Source organism: Streptomyces sp. NPDC001970, from assembly GCF_053594115.1.
On sequence record NZ_JBSFDW010000003.1, the window covers coordinates 420,142 to 437,435 of the forward strand.

16 protein-coding genes are annotated in these 17,294 nt (G+C 71.0%); 9 read left to right on the forward strand and 7 right to left on the reverse strand.

Translation table 11 applies throughout. The annotated features are described in order from the left end of the window. The first annotated feature begins 94 nt into the window (after positions 1 to 94). Positions 95 to 646 (forward strand): SixA phosphatase family protein, encoded by a 552-nt coding sequence (locus ACWCP0_RS06465; protein ID WP_451077723.1) that lies wholly within the window; start codon positions 95 to 97, stop codon positions 644 to 646. 132 nt (positions 647 to 778) lie between these two features. On the opposite strand, the gene serB is transcribed toward ACWCP0_RS06465, so the two are convergent. Together serB and ACWCP0_RS06475 are read right to left on the reverse strand one after the other, a co-directional pair. Continuing rightward, the gene (serB, locus tag ACWCP0_RS06470; protein WP_451077724.1) at positions 779 to 1,993 is read right to left on the reverse strand and encodes a phosphoserine phosphatase SerB; all 1,215 of its coding nucleotides are present in this window, start codon (positions 1,991 to 1,993) and stop codon (positions 779 to 781) included. 173 nt (positions 1,994 to 2,166) lie between these two features. Further along, the gene (locus ACWCP0_RS06475) at positions 2,167 to 3,759 is read right to left on the reverse strand and encodes a streptophobe family protein (RefSeq protein ID WP_451077725.1); all 1,593 of its coding nucleotides are present in this window, start codon (positions 3,757 to 3,759) and stop codon (positions 2,167 to 2,169) included. Positions 3,760 to 4,040: 281 nt separating this feature from the next. Here ACWCP0_RS06475 and ACWCP0_RS06480 point away from each other — a divergent pair, with 281 nt between their 5' ends. Beyond that, entirely contained in the window at positions 4,041 to 6,611 is a 2,571-nt protein-coding gene (locus ACWCP0_RS06480; protein WP_451077726.1) for an FHA domain-containing protein, read from the forward strand. 149 nt (positions 6,612 to 6,760) lie between these two features. Here ACWCP0_RS06480 and ACWCP0_RS06485 read toward each other — a convergent pair whose 3' ends face one another. The 3 genes from ACWCP0_RS06485 to ACWCP0_RS06495 form a co-directional block, all read right to left on the reverse strand. Next, positions 6,761 to 7,504 carry a transglycosylase SLT domain-containing protein gene (locus ACWCP0_RS06485; protein ID WP_451077727.1) on the reverse strand — a complete coding sequence of 248 codons (744 nt, stop codon included), beginning with the start codon at positions 7,502 to 7,504 and terminating at the stop codon, positions 6,761 to 6,763. 294 nt (positions 7,505 to 7,798) lie between these two features. After that, positions 7,799 to 8,911, reverse strand: coding sequence for an S-adenosylmethionine:tRNA ribosyltransferase-isomerase (locus tag ACWCP0_RS06490; protein WP_451077728.1), 1,113 nt, complete (start codon positions 8,909 to 8,911; stop codon positions 7,799 to 7,801). After that, positions 8,908 to 9,603 carry an SDR family NAD(P)-dependent oxidoreductase gene (locus ACWCP0_RS06495; RefSeq protein ID WP_451077729.1) on the reverse strand — a complete coding sequence of 232 codons (696 nt, stop codon included), beginning with the start codon at positions 9,601 to 9,603 and terminating at the stop codon, positions 8,908 to 8,910. The genes ACWCP0_RS06490 and ACWCP0_RS06495 overlap by 4 nt, the downstream gene beginning before the upstream one ends. Positions 9,604 to 9,810: 207 nt before the next feature. Between ACWCP0_RS06495 and ACWCP0_RS06500 the strand changes: the two genes are divergently transcribed. From ACWCP0_RS06500 to ACWCP0_RS06510, 3 genes are all read left to right on the forward strand, one after another. Next, positions 9,811 to 10,959: a GAF domain-containing sensor histidine kinase gene (locus tag ACWCP0_RS06500; RefSeq protein ID WP_451077730.1), complete on the forward strand. Its 1,149-nt coding sequence runs from the start codon at positions 9,811 to 9,813 to the stop codon at positions 10,957 to 10,959. Next, positions 10,952 to 11,596 (forward strand): response regulator, encoded by a 645-nt coding sequence (locus tag ACWCP0_RS06505; protein ID WP_451077731.1) that lies wholly within the window; start codon positions 10,952 to 10,954, stop codon positions 11,594 to 11,596. The genes ACWCP0_RS06500 and ACWCP0_RS06505 overlap by 8 nt, the downstream gene beginning before the upstream one ends. 172 nt (positions 11,597 to 11,768) lie before the next feature. Then, the gene (locus ACWCP0_RS06510; protein ID WP_451077732.1) at positions 11,769 to 12,011 is read left to right on the forward strand and encodes a chaplin; all 243 of its coding nucleotides are present in this window, start codon (positions 11,769 to 11,771) and stop codon (positions 12,009 to 12,011) included. Positions 12,012 to 12,192: 181 nt separating this feature from the next. On the opposite strand, the gene ACWCP0_RS06515 is transcribed toward ACWCP0_RS06510, so the two are convergent. Further along, positions 12,193 to 12,984, reverse strand: coding sequence for a hypothetical protein (locus ACWCP0_RS06515; RefSeq protein ID WP_451077733.1), 792 nt, complete (start codon positions 12,982 to 12,984; stop codon positions 12,193 to 12,195). Between the two features lie 143 nt (positions 12,985 to 13,127). Between ACWCP0_RS06515 and ACWCP0_RS06520 the strand changes: the two genes are divergently transcribed. The 4 genes from ACWCP0_RS06520 to ACWCP0_RS06535 all read left to right on the forward strand — a co-directional run bounded on the left by ACWCP0_RS06520 (position 13,128) and on the right by ACWCP0_RS06535 (position 16,390). Beyond that, on the forward strand, positions 13,128 to 13,919 hold the full coding sequence (locus ACWCP0_RS06520; protein ID WP_451077734.1) for an ABC transporter ATP-binding protein: 792 nt from the start codon (positions 13,128 to 13,130) through the stop codon (positions 13,917 to 13,919). Positions 13,920 to 13,962: 43 nt separating this feature from the next. After that, a complete protein-coding gene (locus ACWCP0_RS06525; RefSeq protein ID WP_451077735.1) occupies positions 13,963 to 14,391 on the forward strand; it encodes an NfeD family protein in 429 nt (142 codons plus the stop codon). Between the two features lie 139 nt (positions 14,392 to 14,530). Continuing rightward, positions 14,531 to 15,514 carry an SPFH domain-containing protein gene (locus ACWCP0_RS06530; RefSeq protein WP_451077736.1) on the forward strand — a complete coding sequence of 328 codons (984 nt, stop codon included), beginning with the start codon at positions 14,531 to 14,533 and terminating at the stop codon, positions 15,512 to 15,514. Between the two features lie 99 nt (positions 15,515 to 15,613). Continuing rightward, positions 15,614 to 16,390, forward strand: a complete 777-nt coding sequence (locus ACWCP0_RS06535; protein ID WP_451077737.1) for a sulfite exporter TauE/SafE family protein — start codon at positions 15,614 to 15,616, stop codon at positions 16,388 to 16,390. A 106-nt stretch (positions 16,391 to 16,496) separates the two neighbouring features. Here the strand turns inward: ACWCP0_RS06535 and ACWCP0_RS06540 are convergent, their stop codons facing one another. After that, positions 16,497 to 17,027 (reverse strand): HNH endonuclease, encoded by a 531-nt coding sequence (locus ACWCP0_RS06540; protein WP_351225098.1) that lies wholly within the window; start codon positions 17,025 to 17,027, stop codon positions 16,497 to 16,499. Positions 17,028 to 17,294: the final 267 nt, after the last annotated feature.

The following is a 17,294-nucleotide window of genomic DNA, read 5'->3' on the forward strand; positions in this document are numbered from 1 at the left end:
CCCGACACGACTCCGGACGCACGACGTCATCCTTGGCGGGGATGCGTATCAACACCCTGCGCCCGATGGCTGATTTCATGCGAAGCTGGGGACCATGAGCGCCGCTGAGCTTTCCGGGGGAACAGCCCCCGGATCCCCCGAAGCCCGAAGGATCGTCCTACTCCGCCACGCGAAGGCCGACTGGCCCCAGGTGTCCGACCATGAGCGGCCGCTCGCCGATCGAGGCCGCCTGGAAGCCGCCGTCGCCGGACGCAAGCTCGCCGACACCGGCATCGGCGTCGACCTGGTCCTTTGCTCGACCGCGGTCAGGACGCGCGAGACATGGAAGCTGGCCGTCCATGAGCTGCCGCACCGCCCGCGGACGGTGTACGAGGAGCGGCTCTACGAGGCCTCGCTCGGTGACCTGCTCGCGCTGATCAACGAGACGCCGGACGATGTCGCCGACCTGCTCCTGGTCGGCCACAACCCCGGAATGCACGCCCTCGCCGACGCCCTCGCCGGTCAGGCCGAGGGCGACGCCCTGGCCAGGATGAGCCGGGGCGGCTTCCCGACCGCGGCGTTCGCCGTCATCGGTTTCGAGGGCTCCTGGAAGTCCGTCGAGCACGGCGTCGGCAAGCTCCTCGACTACTGGGCCCCGCACGACTGACCGCCGCGCACCGGCAGACGAACGGCCCCGGTACGCGGATCGCGTACCGGGGCCGGAAGCGTACCGGGGCCGGGAGTTGGCGCCGCGGAGGGTCGGGCAGCCTATGCGCCCCCGGGGACCCGTCGCCCGTGCTCAGCCTTTGTGGACGTCGGCCGCCTCGACCTCTTCACGGGTGATCCCGAGCAGATACAGCACGGCGTCGAGGAACGGCACGTTGAGCGCGGTGTCCGCGGCCTTCCGCACCACCGGCTTGGCGTTGAAGGCGACGCCGAGCCCGGCCGCGTTGAGCATGTCCAGATCGTTGGCGCCGTCACCGATCGCGACCGTCTGGGACAGCGGCACCCCCGCCTCCGCGGCGAACTGCCGCAGCAGCCGCGCCTTGCCCGCCCGGTCCACGATCTCGCCGATGACCCGGCCGGTCAGCTTGCCGTCCGCGATCTCGAGCGTGTTGGCGGAGGCGAAGTCCAGGCCGAGACGCTCCTTGAGGTCATCCGTGACCTGCGTGAATCCGCCCGAGACGACGCCGACTTGGTAGCCGAGCCGCTTCAGCGTACGGATCAGGGTGCGGGCGCCGGGCGTGAGCCGTACCTCCGCACGCACCTTCTCCACGACCGAGGCGTCGAGGCCCGCCAGCAGCGCCACGCGCGCGTGCAGCGACTGCTCGAAGTCCAGCTCCCCGCGCATCGCGGCTGCGGTCACCTCGGCGACCTCGTCCTCGCAGCCTGCGTGCGCCGCGAACAGCTCGATGACCTCGTCCTGGATCACGGTGGAGTCCACGTCCATGACCACCAGCCGCTGTGCCCTGCGGTGCAGCCCCGCCGACACGACGGCGACGTCCACCCCGATCTCCGCCGCCTCGGTGGCGAGCGCGGTGCGCAGCGGTTCGGTCTCGCAGCCGGACACCGCGAACTCGACGGCGGTCACGGGGTACTTCGCCAGCCGGAAGATACGGTCGATGTTGCCGCCGGTCCCGGTGATCCGCGCCGCTATGGCCGCGGTGGACTCCGCGGTCAGCGGGTGCCCGAGCACGGTGACATGGGAACGGCCACTGCCGCGCGGCCGGTTGTCGCCCGTGCCCGAGATGATCTCGGCCTGGAGCTTCAGCGACTCGGCCCAGCTGTGCACGGTGGCCCGCAGTTCGCCCTCGCTCCCGACGGACGGCTCCGTGACGAGCGCACACAGGGTGATGCGGCCTCGCGTGACGACCTGCTCGATGTCGACCACGTCGACGGAGTAGGCGGCGAGAGTGTCGAAGAGTCCGGCGGTGATCCCGGGACGGTCCTTCCCGAAGATCTTGACGAGGAGGGTGGGGATGTCGGAAGTCTCTGGGGACTGCGGTGCGCTCATGGTGCCTCCACCGTATCCGGCACCCGGTGCCATGCGCCGCTCCGTCCCGCGTACCGGACACGGGGAATGCGGCACCGGCCCGCACGGCGGAACGACTGACGACAAACCGCCCACAAACCCACCCGACGGCAACCGCCCGACAGCAACCGCCCGACGGCAACCGCCCGGCGGCCTCAGCGCCAGGAACGCGGCACTCCGGGAGGCGGCGGCCCGTCGGACGGCCCCTTCGACGGCCCTTCGGGCCGACCTTCCGGCGGCGGCCGGTCCTGCGGGCCCGGCAGGGGCGGCAGCCGCAGATAGGGGTTCGTGTCCGGATTCGGCGGGCGGTAGGGAACCGACGGCCGGTACGGCCCCTCGGGCGGAGCGGGCACTCGCGGCCCGCCCACCGCGAACGGCGCCGCCCGCCGCCCCGCCGCCCCGACCCCGTACGCCAGCAGTGCCCCCACCCCTCCCGCCCCCGCTCCCCACATCGCTCCCAGCATCACCGCCATCCCCGGATGCCCGTGCAGCTCGATCCCCGCCCCGAACGCGTCGATCCCCAGCACCGAGAGCGACGCGTCCGCCGACACATCGGTCAGCACCACCAGCACCGGCAGCGCCACCGCCGTCACCACCCCCAGCGCCACCGCGCACCGCCCCGCGAACCCGGCGGCCCCCACCCCCTCCCGCAGCGGCGTCCGCGCCGCCACCAGCACGCCGGCGCACAGCATCATCGACACGCACGCCACCGCCAGCAGCCACACCCGCCCGTCGATCTCGGCCAGCCGCCCCACCGTCACCGGCTCGTCCGCCGTGATCCGCAGCAGATCGTCCAGCGGATCGGGCAGCACCTTCGCCAGCTCGCCGGTCGCTTTCCCCTCCCACGGCACGAAGAGCCCGAGGGCCACACCGAGCCACGCGCCGTTCGGCGCGCCGAGCAGGGCCGCTCCGCCGATCCTCGCCGGGTGCTCATCGCCGATCGCCGCGTACGCCGCCGCCGCGAGCCCCGCCGCCACGGCGACCAGCAGGACGGTCACCAGGGCCGAGACCGCCGGCCGCACCGACCGGTGCACCGCCTCCCAACCGGGCGGCAGCGGCGTCCGGCGCGAGGCGAGCAGCGCGACGAGCAGCACACCGAGCACCCAGAACAGCGCGCCCGCCAGCGAGTCGGCGGTGTCGACGCTGAATCCGACCGACGCCTGCGCGTCCACCAGATCCCCGAGCCGGTCGGGCAACAGCCCCCCGATGTCGCCGATGTCGTCGATGTCCCCGACGTCACCGAGTCCCGGGATCTCGAACCCGCTGTCCGCGTCTGCGTCTCCGCCCCCGTCGCCGCCCGGCAGTTCGTCCAGCCGCAGCGCACCGCCGTCGAGCGTGATGACGTCATGCCCCGCCCAGGCCAGTCCGCCGACGATCCCGAGGAAGAGCGTCACCAACACCCCGGCCCGCGCCGCCAGTTCCGTACCCGACACCCACGCGCCCGCCGCGCGCAGCGACCTCAGGAAGAAGTGGGACAGCAGCAGTGCCCCGACCAGGGCAACGCCGAGTGGCGTGAAGTCGACGGCCGTCGACGCCTCCGCTCCCTCCAGGCCGAACAAGGACACATCGCCCGATGGCGTGATGGATCCCCCGACCGCGAGCACGGTCACCGCCGCGGTCAACGGCCCCAGCGAGCCGCTCGCATCAGCGCCCAGCAGATGCAGTCCGAGCGCCGCCGTGCCGGCCATCCCGGCCGTCGCCCAGCTCACCGCGGCGATCGAGGCGAGCACCACATCACCCCATGGCACCGCACGTTCCGGGCCCCTGCTGTCGCTCGCCGCCATCAGGACCCCCCGATCCGTACGGACTTGTCCCCCTCGTGCCTGATCCGTGCGCACTCATGGGCGCTTACCACTCTCCGGGCACGTTTCTCCGCCGTCAACGGCGCGCCCGTCCACGCCTGGACACCGTCTTCAGGAGGGCCGACTTTCGGTTACGGGACCGGGCCTGAAATAGTTCCTCACGATGTTCACCATCCCTAGACTCCCTGCGACGGGGGTAACTCGGGGGACGACTAGTGGGGCATGGAGTGCCTGAACTCGTACTGGAATTGAACGGAAGGACCTGGACCCTCGATCCGTCCAGGTCGTACACCCTGGGACGCGATCCGCAGGGGGACCTGGTGATCGAGGACGCCAGGGTCTCGTGGCGGCACGCCACCATCAGCTGGGGCGGCCGGAGTTGGGTCATCGAGGACCACGGCAGCACCAACGGCACCTATGTGCAGGGCCAGCGGATCCACCAGATGGAGATCGGCCCCGGCTCGGCGGTGCACCTCGGCAACGCCACCGACGGCCCGCGGCTCAGTCTGTCCGGTGCCGCCGCCGACGCGTACAGCGCCCAGAAGCCCGCCCCACAGCAGGCGCAGGGCGCGGCGGGCGCGCAGGCCCAGCAGCCGCAGCAGTGGCAGCAGCAGGCCCCGCAGGGCCAGGGTCCCGGCCAGGCGCAGGCCCAGGTCCCGCAGCAGCAGCAGTGGCAGCAGCAGGCCCCGGCCGCGCAGATCCCGCACCAGCACTCCCCGGGGCAGCACTCCCCGGGCCAGGGCGGTGCCGCGGGCGCACCGCCGGTCTACGGCGACCGCAGCCCGACCACCTTCCACCAGTTCTCGCTCGGCCGCGTCATGCGCATCGGTCGCGCGCTCGACAACGAGCTCGTGGTCTCCGACCTGCAGGTCTCCCGCCACCACGCCGAGTTCCACGCCACGCCCGACGGCCGTTTCGAGATCCGCGACCTCGGTTCCCACAACGGCACGTACGTCAACGGCCAGCCGATGGCCAAGGGCGGCACGGCCCTCCTCGGCCCCAACGACATCGTCGGCGTCGGCCACTCGACCTTCCGTATCGTCGGCGGACAGCTCGAGGAGTTCGTCGACACCGGCGAGGTCTCCTTCTCCGCCCGCCACCTCACGGTGACGGTCGACGGCGGCAAGCAGATCCTCAAGGACGTCTCCTTCGGCGTCCCGGAGAAGTCGCTCGTCGCGGTCATCGGCCCGTCCGGCTCCGGCAAGTCGACCCTGCTGAAGGCGCTCACGGGCTACCGCCCGGCCAACCAGGGAGATGTCCTCTACGACAACCGGAACCTGTACAAGCAGTTCGCCGAGCTGCGCCAGCGCATCGGTCTGGTCCCGCAGGACGACATCCTGCACAAGGAGCTGACGGTCAAGAAGGCGCTCAAGTACGCCGCCAAGCTGCGCTTCCCCGCCGACACCACTACCCAGGAGCGCGAGGCCCGCATCGACGAGGTGCTGCGCGAGCTCAAGCTGGACATCCACAAGGACAAGAAGGTCACCTCCCTCTCCGGGGGTCAGCGCAAGCGTGTCTCCGTCGCCCTGGAGCTGCTGACCAAGCCCTCCCTGATCTTCCTGGACGAGCCGACCTCCGGCCTCGACCCGGGCATGGACCGCGACGTCATGCAGCTGCTGCGCGGTCTCGCGGACGACGGCCGCACCGTCCTCGTCGTCACGCACTCCGTGGCGGAGCTCGCGCTGTGCGACAAGCTTCTCGTGATGGCGCCCGGCGGTTCGGTGGCCTACTTCGGCCCGCCGGAGGAGGCGCTGAACTTCTTCGGCTACGAAACCTGGGCCGATGTCTTCTCCGCCTTCGAGAACTACCGCGACTACGACTGGGCGGGCCGTTGGAAGGGCTCGCAGCACTACCAGATGTACGCCGCGGACATCGACGCCGTCGCCCCGCAGTCGGTGCACATGCCGCCGCCGCAGGCGATCAGGCCGCCCAAGCCACAGGGCTGGTTCTCCCAGCTCGGCACGCTGGTCCGGCGCTATGTCTCGGTGATCGCCTCCGACCGGGGCTTCCTCGCGCTGATGGTGATCCTGCCGGCCGTGCTCGGCGCGGTGAGCCTGCTCATCGATCCGGACAAGGGCCTGCTGCCCAACGGGGCGAACCCGCAGAGCGGCAGGATCATCCCCAACGGCACGGCCACGACCGTGCTGCTGATCCTCGCGGTCGGCGCGTGCTTCGCCGGCGCCGCCAACTCCGTCCGTGAGCTGATCAAGGAACGGGTGATCTACGAGCGCGAGCGCGCGACGGGCCTGTCCCGCTCCGCGTACCTGATGTCCAAGGTGATCGTTCTCGGCATGATCACGGTGTTCCAGGGTGCGCTGGTGGGCGTCATCGGCTTCTCCAGCCGCGAGATCCCCGAGGAGGGCCTCGTCCTCGGCAGCGCCACGCTCCTGGAGCTCTCGCTTCCGATCATGGCGCTCGGATTCACCTCGATGATGTTCGGCCTGATCATCTCGGCACTCGTGAAGACCGCCGAGAAGACCATGCCGCTGCTGGTGATGTTCGCCATCGTCCAGGTCGTCTTCACCGGCTGTCTGTTCATCCTGAACGGCACCGTCGGCGTGAACGAGTTCTCGTACCTCATGCCGTCCCGCTGGGCGGTCGCCGCCGCCGGTGCCACGCTGGACTTCAACAAGATCAGCCCGAACCAGGACGACCCTTCCAACACGGACCCGCTCTGGGACCACGAGGTCGGGGCCTGGGGCCTGGACATGGCCGCCCTGCTGGCGCTCGGCGCGCTGTGCGGCTTCTTCGTGGCCCGTTTCCTGCGCCGTCACGAGCCCGAGGTCATGCGCAAGTAACCGCGCAACACGCGCGACGCGGCCGTCCGCACCCGCGGTCGTCCGCACCGGCGGTCGTACGACGCCGAAGGGCGGCACCCCATGCGGGGTGCCGCCCTTCGGCGTGTGTGTCCGGCAGCGGTACAGCCGTACCGCCTTCACAGCGTCCGTCAGTAGGCGCTGTTGACGTTGTCGATCGTGCCGTAGCGGTCGGCCGCGTAGTTGCAGGCGGCGACGATGTTGGCGACCGGGTCGTACTGGTCCCAGGCGGTGCCGGGGATGTGGTACGCGTCGAAGGTGGGCTTGATGACCTGCAGCAGGCCCTTGGACGGAACACCGTTGATGGCGTTGATGTCCCAGTTGTTGATCGCGCGCGGGTTACCGCTCGACTCGCGCATGACGTTCTTGTGGATGCCGTGGTAGCTGCCCGGGATTTCGTGCTTCTTCATGATGTCCAGGGCCTCGCGGATCCAGCCGTCCAGGTTGTTGGCGTAGACCGGCTTGCGGGCGGCGGCGCGGCTGGCGGCGGCCTGCTTCGCGGCGCGCGCCTCGGCCTTGGCCTTGGCGGCGGCCTCGGCCTTCGCCTTGGCGGCAGCGGCGGCCTGGGCCTCCGCCTTGGCCTTGATCGCGGCGGCGGCGTCGGCCTTGACCTTCGCCTCCTGCTGGGCCTTGGCGTCGAGGAAGGCGGACTGGTTGGCGATGCTCGCCTGAAGGGCGGCGGCCTTCGCCGTGTCGACGCTGGAGGACCAGGCGACATTCGCGGAGGACACGGCCTGCGTCTCGGTCTCGGCGACGGCGTTGCCCGGGACGAGGGAGAACGCGAGGGCGGAGGCGCCAACGGCGGCCACACCGGCAATCGTGAACTTGTGGGTCTTGGACAGACGAGCGGAACCGGGGGTGCGGGACGCGAACATGCGAGACGTACCTCTTCGAATAGCGGGGCGTCGCTACAGCCGGGTGGCTCAGCGCCTTCTCGGCGGCGACGGAACGCAATTCTTAGCGGCAGCAAAATCCTGTGGCAAAGGTGTGACGTACTACCCCGGATAGTGGATCAGGGTCCGGTGCGGACGCCCGAAAAGTGGCCCTGCTACCCGTTCACGTGGTGATTATTCGTCCCTTTTGGCTCCACTAGTTCACTTCGTAAGTGATGTGGGTCCTATGTGCGGGCTCACATCGGGCCCGGCGCCATCTCACCACCTGTTGATTCCTCATTGCAAAGCGTGAAGGTTGTCATCCGGGAGGATGAGGTGGATGTCGCCGAACTCGTGCCAGAGGTAGAGACGGCGTAGTGCCTCGGCATAACCGCTCGTCAGGGCCTCGCGGCCGGCGATCGCCTCCAGCATCAGCAGATGCGAGGCCTCCGGCTCGTGCAGCCCGGTCAGCAGACCGTCCACGGCCCGTACCCCGCGTCCGGGCGTGACGACGAGGTCGGTCCAGCCGGATGCCGCCCGCACGGCCCCGTCGGGGTCTGCGGCCGACTCAAGGGCCCGTACCGCCGTCGTCCCGACCGCGACGATCCTCCCGCCCGTCGCCCGGCCACCACCCCTGAACGAGACGCTTCGCGCCCCGAGACGATGCGCACGGGCCGCGTTCACCAGCCACGCCGTGGTCGCGGGCACGGCGAAGCGCTCCGGGTACGGCGGTTCGTGCGCCTCCGCCGACGCCACACCCGTGTGCAGCGTGATCGGAGCGAACTGCACCCCCCGGCGCACCAGCCCCGCCACCAGGGCCTCGGTGAAGGGGCGGGCCGCACTCGGCATCTCGGCCGAGCCGGCCCCGTCGGGCGCGGGCAGCGCGAACACCGTCTGATACGCGGCCAGCGGCTGGTCCCGTTCCGTGTAGCGGTAGCGGATGGGCCTGCCGTACCTCTTCATCAGCGCCGGCACGTCGACCGACGCCCGGGCCCACCACAGCCGGTCCGCGCCCCTCACCAGCGGCTCCTCCGGTACGAGCAGCCCGCCACCGGGCAGCCGGATCTGCGCCCCCGCCGGGCCCCCCGCCCTCGGCAGCGTGCTCCCCGTCCCGTCCGGCGAACGCAGCTCCACCGCCCACAGGCCCTCGTCCCCACGCGTGGAGAAGTGGACGACCAGCCGCTCCGCGCGCAGTCGGCCGTTCACGGCGGCGGGCAGTGTCGCCGAGGTGTTCACGACCAGCACGTCACCGGCGCGCAGCAGCCCCGGCAGTTCCCGGAACGCGTGATGCGACACCTCCGTCCCGCGCGACACCATCAGCCGTACGTCGTCCCGCCCGCACCCGCGCTGCTCCGCCGGCACCCGCGCCGACAACTCCGCCGGCACCCGCAGCGTCTCCAGCGCCCTCATCGCGCCCCCAGCAGCGAAGGCGCGGCATACCGCCCGCTCACCGGCCGCTCGTCCAGCAGCCGCAGGAAGCCCGGCACCACCGACTCCGCCGATGGCCTCGGCTCGTCGTCGTCCGGCACGGCCGCCGCGTACAGATCCGTCTGCATGTCGCCCGGGTCGACCGTCCACACCCGCAGGTCCGGCTCCTCCACCGCCAGGACCGCCGCGAGGTGGTCGAGCGCCGCCTTCGACGCCCCGTAACCGCCCCACGTCTCGTACGCCTCCGCCGCCGCGTCCGACGAGACCGCGATCACCGCGCCCGCACCGCTCTCCCGCAGCAGCGGCAGCGCCTCCTGCACGAGCCCGAGCGCGGCCACCGCATTGGTCTCCAGCGCCACCCGCAGCCCTTCGAGCGGGAGCTCCGCGAGCCGCACCAGCGGCTCGGCGCCCAGCGCGCTGGCGTTGCTCACCAGCAGCTCGAGCGAGCCGAGGTCCCTGGCCGCGGACACCAGGTCCAGGCGGTGACCGGCGTCCGTGACGTCCCCGGGCAGGGCCACCACGCGTGTCCCGTACCGCTTCAGCTCGCCTGCGGTGCCCGCCAGTACGTCCGGCGTCCGCGCGTCCAGCACCAGATCCCAGCCACGCTGCGCGAGCGCCGCACCCAGCGCACGCCCGAGCCCCTTCGACGCCCCCGTGATGATCGCGACAGGCATGACATCCATCCCCTCTGTATCGGTGCCACCAGAGTGGATCGGGGCCCGGGCCGGCCACCTCGTCCCGGGGCCCGTACCGTGCAGGGCACTTCGACCTAGTCCCGGGGCCCGTACCGTGCAGGGCACTTCGACCTAGGCCCTCGGGCCCGGTCGGACGCCGTCCACAGGCCGATACGCACGGTCATGCCCCGCCGGTACGGTGATCTCATGAGCCATCGACCGAGCTCCGGCCTCGCCGCGGTGAGCACCGCTCTCCTCGCGATGAGCAGGCATCTCGAGGTGCGCGACGTCCTCAAGACGATCGTCGCCTCGGCCCGCGAGCTGCTCGACGCCGAGTACGCGGCGCTGGGCGTGCCCGACGACCACGGAGGCTTCGCCCAGTTCGTCGTCGACGGCGTCAACGACGAGCAGTGGCGGGCGATCGGCCCGCTCCCGCGCCAGCACGGCATCCTCGCCGCGATGCTCAGGGACGCGAAGCCCGAGCGGCTCGCCGATGTGCGCAAGGACCCGCGCTTCGAGGGCTGGCCGTCCGCCCACCCGGACATGTCCGACTTCCTGGGCCTGCCCATCAAGGACGGCGACGAGACGATCGGCGCGCTGTTCCTCGCCAACAAGAGGTGCCCCAGACCGGCAGGCAGCGGCTGCGGCTTCACCGGGGACGACGAGGAGCTCCTCTCGATCCTCGCCCAGCACGCCGCGATCGCCCTCACCAACGCCCGGCTGTACGAGCGCAGCCGCGAGCTCACCATCGCCGAGGAGCGCTCGCGCCTCGCCCATGAGCTCCACGACGCCGTCAGCCAGAAGCTGTTCTCGCTGCGGCTGACCGCCCAGGCCGCCGCCACGCTCGTGGACCGCGACCCCGTCCGCGCCAAGGGAGAGCTGCAGCAGGTGGCCGTCCTCGCCGCCGAGGCCGCCGACGAGCTGCGGGCGGCCGTGGTCGAGCTGCGCCCCGCCGCCCTCGACGAGGACGGCCTGGTGAACACGCTGCGTACGCAGATACAGGTCCTCGACCGCGCCCACACCGCCCACGTCACCTTCGACAGCTGCGGGGTCCGGGCACTGCCCGCCGCCCAGGAGGAGGCCCTCCTGCGGGTCGCCCAGGAGGCCCTGCACAACGCCCTGCGTCACTCGGGCGCGGAGCTCGTCGCGGTCAGCCTGGCCCGCAGGGGCCAGGGCGCGGTCCTCAGCGTCACGGACGACGGCAGGGGTTTCGAGCCCCGCTCGGTCCGCAGGGCGGGCCGCCACCTCGGTCTCGTCTCCATGCGCGACCGGGCGGGCGGTGTCGGCGGCACACTCACGGTGGAATCGGCGCCCGGCAAGGGCACCACGATCGAGATGGAGGTGCCCGGTGGGTGACAAGGCGATCCGGGTGCTGCTGGTGGACGACCATCAGGTCGTCCGCCGCGGCCTGCGTACGTTCCTCGAGGTTCAGGACGACATCGAGGTCGTGGGGGAGGCGGGGGACGGCGACGAGGGCGTCGCGCGTGCCGAGGAGCTGAAGCCCGACGTCGTCCTGATGGACGTGAAGATGCCCGGCACCGACGGCATCGAGGCGCTGCGCAAACTCCGCGCGCTCGCCAACCCGGCGAAGGTGCTGGTGGTCACGAGCTTCACGGAGCAGCGCACGGTGGTCCCCGCCCTGCGGGCCGGCGCGTCCGGTTATGTGTACAAGGACGTGGACCCGGAGGCGCTGGCCGGCGCGATCCGCTCCGTGCACGCGGGCCATGTCCTGCTCCAGCCCGAGGTCGCGGGTGCGCTGCTCGCCCAGGACGACCCCGCCACCGGGCAGGGGCGGGGGACGTCGCTCACCGAGCGGGAGCGCGAGGTGCTCGGCCTGATCGCCGACGGCCGCTCCAACCGGGAGATCGCGCGGGCCCTGGTCCTCTCCGAGAAGACGGTGAAGACGCACGTGTCGAACATTCTGATGAAGCTCGATCTTGCGGACCGTACCCAGGCCGCGCTCTGGGCCGTGCGCCACGGGCTCACGGGCTGATCGGATCGTTTCGGCAGGTCAGGGTGGCAACCATCCGGACCGTCGCCTTCCGGTCTGAGATTCATACCGTCGGGTGGATGTCGCCCACATGGCGTATCCCGGGCGATGTTCCGGCGTTCTCCATGGCGTGCTGCCGCGAACCCGCCGCAGCGATGACCAGGAGGATCCTGAAGTGAAGAACCTGAAGAAGGCCGTTGCCGTCACCATGGTCGCCGGTGGCCTCGTCGCCGCCGGTGCCGGTGTTGCGTCCGCCACCTCGGCGCACGCCGGCGGCCAGGCCGGCCACTCCCCGGGCGTCGGCTCCGGCAACCTGGTCCAGATCCCGGTCCACGTCCCGGTCAACGCCGTGGGCAACACGGTCAACGTCATCGGCGCGCTCAACCCGGCGTTCGGCAACGAGGGCGTCAACTTCTGAGTTCCGACGCAGCCGCCGGCGGTCCCCGCCGCGTCGCCGTGACCACCGGACCCCGGGCATCGCCCGGGGTCCGGTCGCCGCACGCGCATCACCCGCCTATGCGCCCCTCGCACCGCTGTGCCGCCGGGGCCCCGCCCGCCACCGCGACGCGGCGTCCGGCGGGGCAGGGCTCGAGACCCCGCTAGTGGTCCCTCTGCCGCTCCAGCTCCTCCACGTACGCGTTGTACGCCGCCACCTGGGCGCGCCGGGCCACCCGCTCCACCGGCCGCAGCGCCGCACCCCGCGCCGCCATTTCCGACGCGCTCACCGCACCGCCGTGCCCGTGGTCGTACGCCAGCGAGATCAGCAGCCCGATCCGCTGCGCCAGCTCCAGCACCCGCACCGCACGGGGCGGATACCCGGGCGCCAGCACTTCGCGGCCCGCGTGAGCCCGCGCACGGTACGCGTCCACCGCCGCCTCGGCGACCGGGCCCGACGCCGCCACATCGAGCCGCGACAGCACCGCCGTCGCCTCCCGCAGCGCCTCGGCGAGCTCGCGCTCCGCCTCGCCGAGCGAGGGCACGTCGGCCGGCGGAGCCTCCCGCACGGGCAGGCAGTGCCAGACGACCTCCACGTGCACGTCACCGGCCGGCCCGGCCTCGTACACCTCCGGCACCAGCCCGTACGCCGCCCCGTGGCCGACGACCGCCTCCTCGGCCTCCAGCGCCCGCGCATTGAACGCAGGCGGCCCGCTGAGCCCCAGCGGATGCCCCGGCGCGGGCAGCGCGACGCGGAAGCCGCTCACGCCGAACCCGCGCAGCCGCCCGAGCGCCAGCGTGAGCCCGACCGGGCCGGCCTCGCCCGGCAGCCCCTCCACACGGTGCACCGCGTCGTCCCCGACAATCGCAAGCACCGCGTCATCCGGTGATACAAATCCGGCCAACAGGGCATTTCCCCATGCGGCCAGCCGTCCTGAGCGTGGTTCCGAGAGCATGGACCCAGCCTAGGTACCGGACCGGGCCGTCGACCCACCCGGCAGGTGGCGTAGGTTTTCCCTGGGAGCCACGCCCACAGGCGCACCGGACTCCCGGGACTTCTCGAGACCTCTCGACGATTGCATGGGGAGACAACGCGCTCATGAGCGATGTACTGGAGCTGGTGGACGTATCCGTGGTCCGCGACGGACGCGCTCTGGTGGACGACGTCTCCTGGTCGGTCAAAGAGGGTGAGCGCTGGGTGATCCTCGGCCCCAACGGCGCCGGCAAGACCACCCTGCTCAACATCGCCTCCAGCTATCTCTTCCCCACCACCGGCACCGCGACCGTCCTCGGCGACAGGCTCGGCAAGGTGGACGTCTTCGAGCTCCGCCCCCGCATCGGCATTGCCGGCATCGCCATGGCGGAGAAGCTGCCCAAGCGCCAGACGGTCCTGCAGACCGTCCTCACCGCCGCCTACGGCATGACCGCCACCTGGCACGAGGACTACGACGCCGTCGACGAGGAGCGCGCCCGCGCCTTCCTCGACCGGCTCGGCATGTCCGACTACCTGGACCGCAAGTTCGGCACCCTCTCCGAGGGCGAGCGCAAGCGCACCCTCATCGCCCGCGCGCTGATGACCGACCCCGAGCTGCTGCTCCTGGACGAGCCCGCCGCCGGGCTCGACCTCGGCGGCCGCGAGGACCTGGTGCGCCGCCTCGGCCGCCTCGCCCGCGACCCCTACGCACCCTCCATGATCATGGTCACCCACCATGTCGAGGAGATCGCACCCGGCTTCACCCACGTCCTCATGGTCCGCCAGGGCAAGGTGCTCGCCGCCGGGCCCATGGAGACCGAGCTGACCTCCCGGAACCTGTCCCTCTGCTTCGGCCTGCCGCTCGTCGTCGAGAGCAACGGCGAACGCTGGACGGCCCAGGGCCTGCCGCTCTCCTGATCGCGCCCTGTCGGGGCGGCGTTCGCGGTCCTACCATGCCCCTGTGGACATCGACGCATGGGTGTGGTGGCTCATCGCAGCGGTGGGACTCGGCATCCCGCTCGTGCTCACCGCAATGCCCGAATTCGGCATGCTCTCCGCCGGAGCGGTCGCCGGAGCCGTCACCGCGGCCCTCGGCTTCGGCGTGGTGGCGCAAGTGGTGGTGTTCGCCGCGGTGTCGGTCGCGCTCATCGCGGTCGTACGGCCCATCGCGGCCCGCCACAGCTCCCAACGCCCCCCACTGGCCACGGGCGTCGACGCCCTGAGAGGCCGTCAAGCCGTCGTCCTGGAGCGGGTCGACGGCACCGGCGGCCGCATCAAACTCGCGGGCGAGGTCTGGTCGGCGCGTTCGCTCGACACGGAACGGGCCTTCGAACCCGGTGAGCAGGTCGACGTCGTGGAGATCGACGGAGCGACCGCCGTGGTCATGTGACCGCCCGCCAGTTGACCACCCGTCACGGCACCGGTGGCCACTCGTCATGATCATGTGACCGAACGGCCCCCAGGACCGTCCGCGGTCTGGGAAACTCGATCATCAGATTCATCCGGCAGCGAAGGGCACGGGGAGCACGATGCCATCGATCATCATCGTCCTGGTCATTCTGGTGATCCTGGTGTTCATCGCCCTGATCAAGACGATCCAGGTCATCCCGCAGGCCAGCGCCGCCATCGTGGAACGCTTCGGCCGCTACACCCGCACCCTCAACGCGGGCCTGAACATCGTGGTCCCGTTCATCGACTCGATCCGCAACCGGATCGACCTCCGGGAGCAGGTCGTCCCCTTCCCGCCCCAGCCGGTGATCACCCAGGACAACCTTGTCGTCAACATCGACACCGTCATCTACTACCAGGTGACCGACGCCAGGGCCGCGACGTACGAAGTCGCCAGCTACATCCAGGCGATCGAGCAGCTCACCGTCACCACCCTGCGCAACATCATCGGTGGCATGGACCTCGAGCGCACCCTCACCTCCCGCGAGGAGATCAACGCGGCCCTGCGCGGCGTCCTCGACGAGGCCACCGGCAAGTGGGGCATCCGCGTCAACCGCGTCGAGCTCAAGGCCATCGAGCCCCCGACCTCCATCCAGGACTCGATGGAGAAGCAGATGCGCGCCGACCGCGACAAGCGCGCCGCGATCCTCACCGCCGAAGGCATCCGCCAGTCGCAGATCCTCACAGCCGAGGGTGAGAAGCAGTCCGCGATCCTGCGTGCCGAAGGTGAGGCCAAGGCCGCCGCCCTGCGCGCCGAGGGCGAGGCCCAGGCGATCCGTACGGTCTTCGAGTCCATCCACGCCGGTGACCCCGACCAGAAGCTGCTCTCGTACCAGTACCTCCAGATGCTCCCGAAGATCGCCGAGGGCGACGCCAACAAGCTCTGGATCGTCCCCAGCGAGATCGGCGACGCGCTCAAGGGCCTCTCCGGCGCCCTCGGCAACTTCGGCGGCGGCCCGCTCGGCGGCAACCGGAGCGACAACGGCGGCAGCGGGAGCGGCGGCAACACCATCCCGAAGCAGGGCGGCGGCACCGAACGCCGCGAACAGCCCCCCATCGACTGACCCGGCCCCCCTCGACCGGCAGAGACGTGCAGTCGTGCATGATCGATGCGGCCCCTCGACCTTCACGGCGGGGAGGCAGCACTCTGATCATGTAAGGAGATGGCGTTGTCCATCTGGGAAGCGCTCGCGGTGTTCGCCGCCGGTACGGCAGCCGGCACGATCAACACCATCGTCGGCTCGGGAACGCTCATCACCTTCCCCGTTCTGCTCGCCACCGGTCTGCCCCCGGTCACCGCGACCGTCTCGAACGCCCTCGGCCTGATACCGGGATCGATCAGCGGAGCCATCGGCTACCGCGAGGAGCTCACCGGCCAGCGCCGCCGCATCCTCCGTCTCGGCTCCGCCGCCCTCATCGGCGGCCTCGGCGGAGCGATGCTGCTGCTCCTGCTGCCCTCGACGGCCTTCGAGACCGTCGTCCCCATCCTGGTCGCGCTCGCGCTCGTGCTCGTGATCCTGCAGCCGCGGATCACCGGGGCCGTCCAGCGCCGGCGCGAGCGCAACGGCTCCGGAGCCCCCCACCCCGACGGCGGACCGCTCCTCTTCACCGCCATCATGCTCGCCAGCGTCTACGGCGGATACTTCACCGCCGCCCAGGGGATCATCTACCTCTCCCTCATGGGCATGCTGCTCCACGACAGCATGCAACGCCTCAACGCCGCGAAGAACGTCCTGGCCGCGATCGTCAACGGCGTGGCCGCGCTCTTCTTCCTCTTCGTCGCCGACTTCGACTGGACCGCGGTCCTGCTGATCGCAGTCGGCTCCGCCATCGGCGGCCAGATCGGCGCCAGGATCGGCCGCAAGCTCTCGCCCACGGTGCTGCGGACCGTGATCGTCATCGTGGGTACGGCCGCCATCGTCCAGCTGGTGCTGCGCTGACACCGCCGGCGCCACCGGCACCGCGGAGGCCCGCCTCCCGAAAAAGGCGGGCCTCTGTCATCCATGCTTCCGTCGCCCGACGACTGCCGTCCGTACGACTGCGCGGTCACGCCGCCGACTGAACAACGGGCTGCGAGCTGTGCTGCGCCAGCCACTCCGGAAGCGCCGACCGCTCACCCGCCCGCAGAGCCAGCAGCATCGCGTCCGCCGGAGTCGGCACGAACGGCTCGTGCAGCAGCGGCATACCCGCCTGCTCCGGCGTACGGTCCGCCTTGCGGTGGTTGTCCTCGGCGCAGGACGCGACGGTGTTCAGCCAGCTGTCCGCACCACCCTGCGCTCGCGGCACCACGTGGTCCACGGTCGTCGCCCGCCGCCCGCAGTATGCGCACCGGTTCTGGTCCCGTACCAGGACACCCCGCCTCGACCACGGGGCCTGTCTTCGGAACGGCACCCGTACGTATCTGCAGAGCCTGATCACCCGGGGCACCGGAAGATCCACCTCGGCACCACGCACACGCAGCTCCGGGTGGGCCTGCTCGACGACGGCCTTGTCCTGCAGCACGAGCACCACCGCACGGTTGAGCGTCACCGTCGAAAGCGGCTCGAAGCTCGCGTTCAGTACCAGCGTGTCCCGCATTGTGCCCCACCTCCCGTGTGCCGGCCCGGCCCTTGTGGCGGGCTCTGGGCTTGGATCAACTTTGGCCGGGCACGCCGCGATGGACAACGCAATATCCGCGCAGAACGAAAGATGCCCGCTCCTGATCTCTCCAAGACCAGGAGCGGGCAAACAACAAGCGAACCCTCGGAAAGCTAGTGTCCTGCGCCGGAGATCCGTCGGCAGAAGCGGGCGAGGGATTCGAGGATTTCCTCGGCGCTCTTGGTCCAGATGAACGGCTTGGGGTCT

What these genes read in the sequence shown, in the direction of transcription:
- ACWCP0_RS06530 (WP_451077736.1), top strand. Translation starts at nt 14,531, where the DNA reads ATGCCATCGATCATCATCGTCCTGGTCATTCTGGTGATCCTGGTGTTC.
- ACWCP0_RS06540 (WP_351225098.1), bottom strand. Translation starts at nt 17,027, where the DNA reads ATGCGGGACACGCTGGTACTGAACGCGAGCTTCGAGCCGCTTTCGACG.
- ACWCP0_RS06535 (WP_451077737.1), top strand. Translation starts at nt 15,614, where the DNA reads ATGGCGTTGTCCATCTGGGAAGCGCTCGCGGTGTTCGCCGCCGGTACG.
- ACWCP0_RS06485 (WP_451077727.1), bottom strand. Translation starts at nt 7,504, where the DNA reads ATGTTCGCGTCCCGCACCCCCGGTTCCGCTCGTCTGTCCAAGACCCAC.
- ACWCP0_RS06495 (WP_451077729.1), bottom strand. Translation starts at nt 9,603, where the DNA reads ATGCCTGTCGCGATCATCACGGGGGCGTCGAAGGGGCTCGGGCGTGCG.
- ACWCP0_RS06515 (WP_451077733.1), bottom strand. Translation starts at nt 12,984, where the DNA reads ATGCTCTCGGAACCACGCTCAGGACGGCTGGCCGCATGGGGAAATGCC.
- ACWCP0_RS06490 (WP_451077728.1), bottom strand. Translation starts at nt 8,911, where the DNA reads ATGAGGGCGCTGGAGACGCTGCGGGTGCCGGCGGAGTTGTCGGCGCGG.
- ACWCP0_RS06520 (WP_451077734.1), top strand. Translation starts at nt 13,128, where the DNA reads ATGAGCGATGTACTGGAGCTGGTGGACGTATCCGTGGTCCGCGACGGA.
- serB (WP_451077724.1), bottom strand. Translation starts at nt 1,993, where the DNA reads ATGAGCGCACCGCAGTCCCCAGAGACTTCCGACATCCCCACCCTCCTC.
- ACWCP0_RS06500 (WP_451077730.1), top strand. Translation starts at nt 9,811, where the DNA reads ATGAGCCATCGACCGAGCTCCGGCCTCGCCGCGGTGAGCACCGCTCTC.
- ACWCP0_RS06465 (WP_451077723.1), top strand. Translation starts at nt 95, where the DNA reads ATGAGCGCCGCTGAGCTTTCCGGGGGAACAGCCCCCGGATCCCCCGAA.